This window comes from Paenalicyclobacillus macrosporangiidus (assembly GCF_900116805.1).
Lineage (GTDB): Bacteria > Bacillota > Bacilli > Alicyclobacillales > Alicyclobacillaceae > Alicyclobacillus_H > Alicyclobacillus_H macrosporangiidus.
In genome coordinates, this window is sequence record NZ_FPBV01000016.1 from 83,289 (window position 1) to 91,123 (window position 7,835).

A 7,835-nucleotide genomic window follows, 5' to 3' on the forward strand; every position below is an offset into this window, starting at 1 on the left:
GGCCGGGCCCAGGTTGCGATGCCGGTGCCGGGCGGTGTCGCGGTTCACGCGCCGCCGTCGGTCATGGCTTCCAACGCCTCCAGCTCGAGCGCCCGCTGTTCCCACTCGGCGAGGAGGTCGGCGTGCGCCTGTTCCAAGCGGGCCGACTCGTCCTGCAAGGCGCGCAGGCGGTCGAGATCCTGGGCCATGGCCGCCTCCGTCAACTGGTGGGCGATGGCCGCCTGGCGCGCTTCCACCTCGGCCGCGCGCGCCTCCAACTGAGCGACCCGCTCGCGCAGTTTCCGCACCTCGGAGGATCGGATGCGCACAGATCCCGGCGCGGCCGCAGGACTTGTCCGGTCGGAGGCAGGCCGTGCGGCGCCGGCGGGATTGGTCCGGCCGGGCCCATCCTCCTCGCCCGGCGCCGGCTTCCACTTCTGCTCCTCCGCCCGCTTGGCGGCGTACTCGGTGTAGTTGCCGATATAAGTATGAAGCCCGTCTTCGTCGAGGGTCCACACGTGGGTCGCGATGGCGTCAATGAAGTAGCGGTCGTGCGAGATGAACAGCACGGTGCCGTCGTAATCCTGCAGGGCGTCCTCCAGCACCTCTTTGCTCCACAGGTCGAGGTGATTGGTCGGCTCGTCGAGCAGCAACACGTTGGGCTGGCGCAGCATTAGCCGGCAGAGGGAGAGCCGGCTGCGCTCGCCGCCGCTGAGGCCCGCCACCGGCTTGTCGACGTCCTCGCCGCGGAACAAAAAGCGGCCGAGCGCCGTGCGCACCGTGGTCAGGTCCATCTCGGGGTGCTCGTCCCACAGGGTGTCGAGGACGGTGCGGGCCGGGTCGAGATCGGCCTGTTCCTGGTCGTAGTAGCCGATGTCCGCGTGCGTCCCCCATTGCACCGATCCGGCGAGAGGCGGGAGAAGGCCCGCGAGGGTCTTCAGCAAGGTCGATTTGCCGATGCCATTGGGCCCCAACAGCGCGATCCGCTGGCCGCGCGAGATGAACAGATGGAGCGGGCCAGCCAGGGGATTGCCGGGGTGGCCGATGACGAGGCCCTCCGTTCTCAGCACGTCGCGCCCGGACTCGCGCGCGCAGGTGAAGCGCAGGGCCATGCGCGGCGTGCGCTGGGTCGGCCGCTCCAGTCGCACCATCTTCACCAGGAGTTTGCGTCGGCTCTGCGCGCGTCGCGTGGTGGTGGAGCGCGCGATGTTCTTCTGGATAAAGGCCTCCTGCCGGGCGATCTCCTTCTGCTGGGCCTCATACCGCTTCAGATCGGCCTCGTAGCGGGCGGCCTTTTCCGCCACGTAGTCGCTGTAGTTGCCGGTGTAGCGCGTGGTGACGCCGTCCTCCAGCTCATACACCACCGTCGCGATGCGGTCGAGGAAGTACCGGTCGTGCGACACCAGCAGGATGGCCCCGGGGTACCCCTGCAGGTATGACTCGAGCCACGTCACCGTCTCCGTGTCGAGGTAGTTGGTCGGCTCGTCGAGGACGAGCAGATCCGGTTGCCATGCCAAGAGGCGGGCGAGGGACAGCCGCGTCTTCTGGCCGCCGCTGAGGGACGACACTGGCTGCCCGTGCATGGCGGCAGGGAAACGCAGGCCGTCAAGGACGCGCCGGATGCGGGCGTCCACCGCATAGCCGCCCGCCTGCTCGAACGTTTCGCGCAGGCGGTCATAGGCCGCCGATACCTCCGAGAACCGGGCGGAATCCTCGTAGACCCGGGGATCGGCCATCTCCTGCTCCAGGGTCCGCAGCCGGCGTTCCCATTCGCGAAGGTGCGCGAAGGCGCCCTCCATGTACTGGTACACGGTCTGGCCTTCCTCCGCCTCCACGAACTGGGCGACGTAGCCCACGGACAGGCCCTTCTGCACGTGGATGGTGCCCGCGTCGGGCGCCTCGACGCCGGTGACGATGCGCAGGAGGGTGGTCTTTCCGGCGCCGTTCGGCCCCACCAAAGCCGTGCGATCGCCCGCTTGCACCAAGAGACTCGCGCCCCGCAGCACCTCTCGCCCGTCGTACTGTTTTTCAATCCCGTCCGCCTGCAGGACAATCATGGTTTTCCTCCGCTCCCGTTCGTCTGCCTGTATGTCCGCCCCCAGTGTACCGGACGGCCGGGCGTCCCGCCAGGCCGGCGCCGGCGCGGGGGGCGTGGCGGGCGGCCGGGATGCCGGGCGCGAAGGCACGGCGGGTGGGGCGTGGAGGATAGGGGCCTCGAGGACGGGGCCCGGACGATGGCGCCAAAGTCGTGCCAATCAATCATAGCGCGCGGGCCCTGTCTCATAGAGTGTACGGAAGCGTGTCCGCGCCGCGGCGAGGCGGGAAGCGGGCACCGAAGTCAGGGCGAACGGCGGGGCCAGGGGAGAACCCGGACCCCGGTGACAGGAGGGGGGCCGTCACGTTGGAGGCGTTTGCACCGGATTTTCCGATGCCGTCGGGGATGCTGTGGCAGTACGAGGTCATACGGTGGCTGCAGTCGTTCGCGGCGCCCTGGTTGGACGCGCTCGCGAAGGGCTTGAGTCTGTTGGGCACGGAGTGGTTCTACGTCGTGGTGCTGCCGATCCTGTTTTGGTCGGTGAGCAAGCCCCTGGGGCTGCGGTTGGCTTACGTCTTTCTGTGTTCCATGTATGTGAACGGATGGCTGAAGGATTGGTTGAAGGTGCTCCGGCCCGTCGGGATTCCTGGCATCCAATCGTCCTTCGCGTGGACGGCTCCGGGGTACGCGATGCCCGCCGGACACGCGCAGGGGCCGTTGACCTTCTGGCTGATGGTGTGCCGCTGGGCGAAGCGGCGCTGGTTGTGGACGGCGGTGATGATCCTGGTGGCGGGCATCGGGCTCTCGCGCGTCTATCTCGGCCTCCACTGGCCGCTCGATGTGCTCATCGGGTGGGGCTTGGGCCTTTTGTTCGGCGGGCTCGGCTGGCCGGCGAGCCGGTGGTGGGCACAGCGGCGATACGCGTGGAACGTGCGCATGTGGCTGTCGGTGCTCTTCCCCGTCGCCCTGATGGTGATCCACACCGGCCCGGACTCGCTGCGCTACGCCGCCCTCCTGCTCGGCATCGGGGCCGGAGCGGTGCTGGAGGAGCGCTGGCTCGGCAGCGGGATGGACCGCGCGTGGTGGCGGCGGATTTGTGCGGCGGTCATCGGCATCGCCGGGCTGATTGCGTTACAATATGTAATCAAATGGCCGCAGTGGCCCGGGATGACGGTGGTGCGCGATGTGGCCAGCGGGCTGTGGGCGACGCTGGCCGCGCCCTGGGTATTCGTCCAGTGCGGCCTGTACCGAAAGGGCGATCCGGTTGATTGACGAGAAAACCCGCCTCCGCCGGAGGTACCTGGCGGTTCGGCAGGCGTGGAGCGAATCCCGCAGGGCCGAGGCGAGCGCGGTGATCTGCGCTCGCCTCGTGGCCTGTGTGGCGGACCTGTGCCGCACCGGGCGCCTGCGGGTCTCGCCCGGCGCGGGGGCTGCCGTCGCCCTGTACCAGGCGGTACGCGGCGAAGCGGATGTGTCGGGGGCCGCGCAGGCGTTGGCGGAAGCCGGCTGGCGCGTCGCCTATCCGGTGACCGACGGGCCGCGCATGGCGTTTTACCACGCCGCGCGCCCCGAGGCGTGGCGGACGGGGCGGTTCGGCATCCGCGAGCCCAATCCGGAGGCCGGCGCGGAGCGGGTGGATCCGGCGCGTTTGGCGGTTGTCGTCGTCCCGGGCGTGGCGTTCACGGCCCGCGGGGACCGGCTCGGCTACGGCGGCGGGTATTACGACCGGTGGTTCGCCGAAGGGGCGGCCCCCGTCCGCATCGGGGTGTGCTTCTCCTGTCAGCTCGCCTCCTGGCTGCCGGTGGATGCCCACGACCAGCGGGTGGATTTCGTGGTCACCGAGGAGGGGGTGGTCCCGTGCGCGTGTGGGCGCTGATCCTCGCCGGCGGTGCGAGCCGGCGGATGCGACGGGACAAGCTGACCCTGCCCCGGGTGCGGGGCGGAGAGGCGAGCGTGATCGATCACGTCCTGGCGGTGGCCGCGGCGTGCGCCGAGCGGGTGACGGTGGCGGCGCCGCCGGGCGGGGTGAGTTTCCCGGTGCCGAACGGGGTGACGGTGGTGTGCGATCCCGCGTGGTACCAAGGGCCCCTCGCGGCCTTGGCGAACGCCTGGCCGAATGCGCTCGCGGCCGACGCCCTCCTGGTGTTGGCGGGGGATCTCCCGGGCATCGACCCGGCCGTGCCGGCGGCCCTCGCAAGCCGCCTCGCGGCGGCGCCAGAAGTGGATGCGGCGGTGGTGGTGCGCGACGGGGTGCCCCAACCTCTCCTCGCGCTGTACCGGGAGCGAGCCGGGGCGGTGTTCCGGCAGGCGGCTGCGGCCGGGGAGCGGCGTCTGCTGCCGGTGCTGGCGCGGATGGCGGTGCGCCCGGTCGACGCGGACGCCCTGGGTTGGCCAGTGTGGTGGACGAAGCCGGTGCACACACCGGCGGATTACGAGGCGTGGCTGCGCCAGACGGAGGGATCTGCGTGAAACGGGAGGTTCCGGTAGAGCAGGCGGTCGGCATGGTGTTGGCGCACGATTTGACGAGGATTGTCCCGGGCGAGTTCAAGGGCCGGGTGTTCGCGAAGGGGCACGTCATCCGGGAGGAGGACATCCCGGTGCTGCTCGACATCGGCAAGCGGCATATCTACGTGCTGGAGCTGGGGCCGGACGAGATGCATGAGAACGACGCGGCGTTGACGATGGCGCAGGCCGTCGCCGGAGAGGGCATCGCCTTGAGCGACGTGCACGAAGGCAAGGTGGTGCTCAAGGCCAGCCGACGCGGGGTGCTCCAGGTGGATGAGCGGCGGGTGTTCGAGATTAACCGGATCGACGGCATTTCGCTGGCCACGCGGAGGGGCTGGGTGCACGTCGACGAAGGGGCGTCCGTGGCGGGCGTGCGGCCCATCCCGCTGGTGATAGAGCGGGCGAAGGTGGAGCAGGTCGTGTCCCTGGCCGCGGGCGCGGAGCCGGTCATCCAGGTGCGGCCGTATCAGATGCGCCAGGCGGCGCTGGTGACGACAGGAAGCGAGATCCAGACGGGCCGCATCCAGGACAAGGCGGGGCCCGTCCTGCGGGAGAAACTGGCGACGTACGGGGTCGAGGTGGTCAGCCAGGTTTTTCCGGGGGACGATCAGGCGGCCATCACCGCGGCCATTCGCGACGCCCTCGCAGCGGGCGTGCCGCTGGTGCTGGTGACAGGCGGGATGTCGGTCGATCCGGACGACCGCTCCCCGGCGGCCATCCGCGGCGCGGCCGATGAGGTGGTGACGTACGGGACGCCCATGCTCCCCGGCTCGATGCTGATGCTGGCCTACGCGGGGGATGCGGCCATCTTCGGTCTGCCGGGGGCGGTGATCCATGATCCGGTCACCTCCTTCGACGTACTCCTGCCGAGGGTGCTGGCCCGGGTGCGGTTGACGCGCGACGACATCGCGCGCCTCGGCGTCGGCGGGTGGCTGAATGCGTGAGACGGGGCCGCGCGTGATCTCCGTCGTCGGCCGGCAGAACAGCGGCAAAACGCGGTTGGTGCGGCGGATGATCGCCCACTGGCACCGGGAGGGTCTGCGCGTGGCGGCCATCAAGCACGACGCCCACGCGGACGGCGGAGACGATTGGGAGAAGCCGGGCAGCGACACGGCCCTGTTCGCGCAGGCTGGGGCGGTGGCGACCGTTGTGGCGGGGGGCGGCCAGTCGCTGTGGCGCTGGTGCGAAGATCCCGCGGCGGACGACGCGATGGCCCTGGTGGCGCGGATGAGCCGGTGGAGCCGGGAGCGCGGCGGGATCGACCTCATCGTCGTGGAAGGCTTCAAACACAGCCTGCTGCCCAAGGTGGCGGTGCTGCGGACGCCGGACGATCTCGCCTGGCTCCGCGACGCCCGCCTCCCGGCGCTTGAAGCGGTGGTGGGGCCGCGGCGGGCGGCATGGCTTGCTGGTGCGGAGTGGCCAGTGTATGATGAGGACGATATCCCGGGCCTGTGCCGGGAGGTGTGGATGCAATTTGCCCTGCCCGCGGGGGACCCGGGCGGGGTTGGCGGATAGACAGACGGCCCATGGCGGGGAGAAGAGGAGGGGAACCATGAGTCTCGGGAACATCGGGTGGTCGGGCCTGGTCCTGATCCTGGTGGCGCTGTTGCTGGTGTTCGGGCCGAGCAAGCTGCCGGAGATCGGGCGCGCGTTCGGCAAGTCGCTGCGCGAGTTCAAGGACGCGACGCGCGGGATGGTGGACGAGGCCGCGAACGCGGCCAAGGAGGAGCCGGTGCATAGCGCGAAGGCGCGCGTGGAGCCGATTGAGTTGAAGACGCCGGAGCCGGGCGAGGACAAGCGGAACCCGAACTGAACGGGTGCGGCAATCCCGGGGCTTCCGCAGGGGAGCCCCTTCTTGTGCGCCGAGGGAGGTGGGCATGGCTGGTGAAGCCGGAGCCGCGGATGACGTTCACGGAACACCTGGAGGATCTGCGCCGCCGGATCCTGTACTGCCTGGCGGTGTTCGTCGTCCTGTTCGGCGTGTGCCTTGGGCTGGTCTCCCGGATTTACGGCTATCTGGTCAGCCCGCTGGCGCGCGAGGGCTATCACCTGATGGTGACGTCACCGGGGGAGGTGATCACCGTCTACCTGTCCATCGCCGGCATCGTGGCGGTGGGATTGACGCTGCCTTTCGCGCTCTATCAGGTGTGGAAGTTCGTGGCGCCGGGGCTCACCCCGGTGGAACGCCGGTACACGCTGCGCCTGTTGCCCGTGACGCTGGTGATGTTCATCCTCGGTGTCCTCTTCGCCTGGTTCGTCCTCTTCCCGACCATCCTGCACTTTCTGCTGCGCATCGCAGCGGAGCACTTCAACGTGATGCTGCGGGCGGGCAGCTACTTCGGGTTTCTCACCAACATCTGCCTGCCGTTCGGGTTCATCTTCGAACTGCCGATTGTGGTGGTGTTCCTCACGCGGATTGGGGTCATCAGCCCGCAGTTGCTGCGCCGCGTGCGGCGGTACGCTTACTTTGTCATTGTGGTCCTGGGGGTGCTCATCAGCCCGCCGGAGCTCATCTCCCATCTGAGCGTGGTGGTGCCGATGATCCTCCTGTACGAGGTGAGCATCGCTTTGTCCGTGATCGCCAAGCGCCGGCGGGACAAGGCGGCGTCGGCCGCTTCACTGTCGTGAAGGGAGATCCCGGGCGGCCGCCGACGGGACGGAGGGTTGCGAAGGCATGGAGCTTTGAGGCGCCGAACTTTGAGGGCCCCGAGGTTTGAGCGCGCGGAACCGGTCTCCGGGGGCGGGGCGTGGGTGAAAATTCCCTCCATTCACCGCTTGCGCAGGCAGGGCCGGTGCATTAATATATCTGTTGGTATTAGCACTCGAGCGTGGTGAGTGCTAATAAAACAAGGCGTAGCCTAGGAGGGTTTGTCATGATCAAGCCGCTCGCAGATCGCGTCGTTGTACGCCCGGTGGATCGCGAGGAGAAGACCGCCAGCGGCATCGTCTTGCCGGACACGGCGAAGGAAAAGCCGCAGGAGGGCGAGGTCATCGCCGTCGGTCCCGGCCGCATCGAGGATGGCAAGCGTGTGGAGCTGGATGTGAAGGTCGGGGACCGCGTGATCTACTCCAAGTACGCCGGCACCGAGGTCAAGTACAACAATGAGGAGTACTTGATCCTGCGCGAGAGCGACATTCTCGCCATCGTGGAGAAGTAAGCCTACATATTGCACACAAGGAGGCGCACAAGGATGGCGAAAGAGATCAAATTCAGCGAAGATGCCCGCCGGGCGATGCTGCGCGGTGTCGACGCGCTCGCCGATGCGGTGAAAGTGACCCTTGGCCCCAAGGGCCGCAACGTGGTGTTGGAGAAGAA

At 68.7% G+C, this 7,835-nt stretch carries 10 protein-coding genes; 9 read left to right on the forward strand and 1 reads right to left on the reverse strand.

All coding sequences use genetic code 11. The annotated features are described in order from the left end of the window. Positions 1 to 44 precede the first annotated feature (44 nt). Positions 45 to 2,036, reverse strand: a complete 1,992-nt coding sequence (locus BM357_RS13365) for an ABC-F family ATP-binding cassette domain-containing protein (RefSeq protein ID WP_074954358.1) — start codon at positions 2,034 to 2,036, stop codon at positions 45 to 47. A 344-nt stretch (positions 2,037 to 2,380) separates the two neighbouring features. Here BM357_RS13365 and BM357_RS13370 point away from each other — a divergent pair, with 344 nt between their 5' ends. The 9 genes from BM357_RS13370 to BM357_RS20310 form a co-directional block, all read left to right on the forward strand. Beyond that, complete coding sequence (locus tag BM357_RS13370) at positions 2,381 to 3,286, forward strand: phosphatase PAP2 family protein (RefSeq protein ID WP_245783993.1); 906 nt, start codon at positions 2,381 to 2,383, stop codon at positions 3,284 to 3,286. Next, the gene (locus BM357_RS13375) at positions 3,279 to 3,890 is read left to right on the forward strand and encodes a 5-formyltetrahydrofolate cyclo-ligase (protein ID WP_175511533.1); all 612 of its coding nucleotides are present in this window, start codon (positions 3,279 to 3,281) and stop codon (positions 3,888 to 3,890) included. The genes BM357_RS13370 and BM357_RS13375 overlap by 8 nt, the downstream gene beginning before the upstream one ends. After that, a complete protein-coding gene (gene mobA / locus BM357_RS13380; RefSeq protein ID WP_083430502.1) occupies positions 3,872 to 4,483 on the forward strand; it encodes a molybdenum cofactor guanylyltransferase in 612 nt (203 codons plus the stop codon). The genes BM357_RS13375 and mobA overlap by 19 nt, the downstream gene beginning before the upstream one ends. Positions 4,484 to 4,515: 32 nt before the next feature. Further along, positions 4,516 to 5,463 (forward strand): molybdopterin-binding protein, encoded by a 948-nt coding sequence (locus tag BM357_RS13385; RefSeq protein WP_074954400.1) that lies wholly within the window; start codon positions 4,516 to 4,518, stop codon positions 5,461 to 5,463. Beyond that, on the forward strand, positions 5,456 to 6,034 hold the full coding sequence (gene mobB / locus BM357_RS13390; RefSeq protein WP_074954361.1) for a molybdopterin-guanine dinucleotide biosynthesis protein B: 579 nt from the start codon (positions 5,456 to 5,458) through the stop codon (positions 6,032 to 6,034). Before BM357_RS13385 ends, mobB begins: the two co-directional genes overlap by 8 nt. A gap of 37 nt (positions 6,035 to 6,071) precedes the next feature. After that, a complete protein-coding gene (gene tatA, locus BM357_RS13395; protein WP_074954363.1) occupies positions 6,072 to 6,332 on the forward strand; it encodes a twin-arginine translocase TatA/TatE family subunit in 261 nt (86 codons plus the stop codon). 71 nt (positions 6,333 to 6,403) lie between these two features. Beyond that, a complete protein-coding gene (gene tatC, locus BM357_RS13400; protein WP_083430503.1) occupies positions 6,404 to 7,147 on the forward strand; it encodes a twin-arginine translocase subunit TatC in 744 nt (247 codons plus the stop codon). Positions 7,148 to 7,392: 245 nt separating this feature from the next. Beyond that, positions 7,393 to 7,677 (forward strand): co-chaperone GroES, encoded by a 285-nt coding sequence (gene groES, locus BM357_RS13405; protein WP_074954366.1) that lies wholly within the window; start codon positions 7,393 to 7,395, stop codon positions 7,675 to 7,677. A 33-nt stretch (positions 7,678 to 7,710) separates the two neighbouring features. Then, the coding region (locus BM357_RS20310; RefSeq protein ID WP_245783996.1) for a hypothetical protein at positions 7,711 to 7,835 on the forward strand (125 nt) is incomplete at its 3' end.

Bases quoted from the DNA above. Each gene is read 5' to 3' on its own strand.
- BM357_RS13365 (WP_074954358.1), bottom strand. From the start codon at position 2,036: ATGATTGTCCTGCAGGCGGACGGGATTGAAAAACAGTACGACGGGCGA.
- BM357_RS13385 (WP_074954400.1), top strand. From the start codon at position 4,516: ATGGTGTTGGCGCACGATTTGACGAGGATTGTCCCGGGCGAGTTCAAG.
- mobB (WP_074954361.1), top strand. From the start codon at position 5,456: ATGCGTGAGACGGGGCCGCGCGTGATCTCCGTCGTCGGCCGGCAGAAC.
- tatA (WP_074954363.1), top strand. From the start codon at position 6,072: ATGAGTCTCGGGAACATCGGGTGGTCGGGCCTGGTCCTGATCCTGGTG.
- groES (WP_074954366.1), top strand. From the start codon at position 7,393: ATGATCAAGCCGCTCGCAGATCGCGTCGTTGTACGCCCGGTGGATCGC.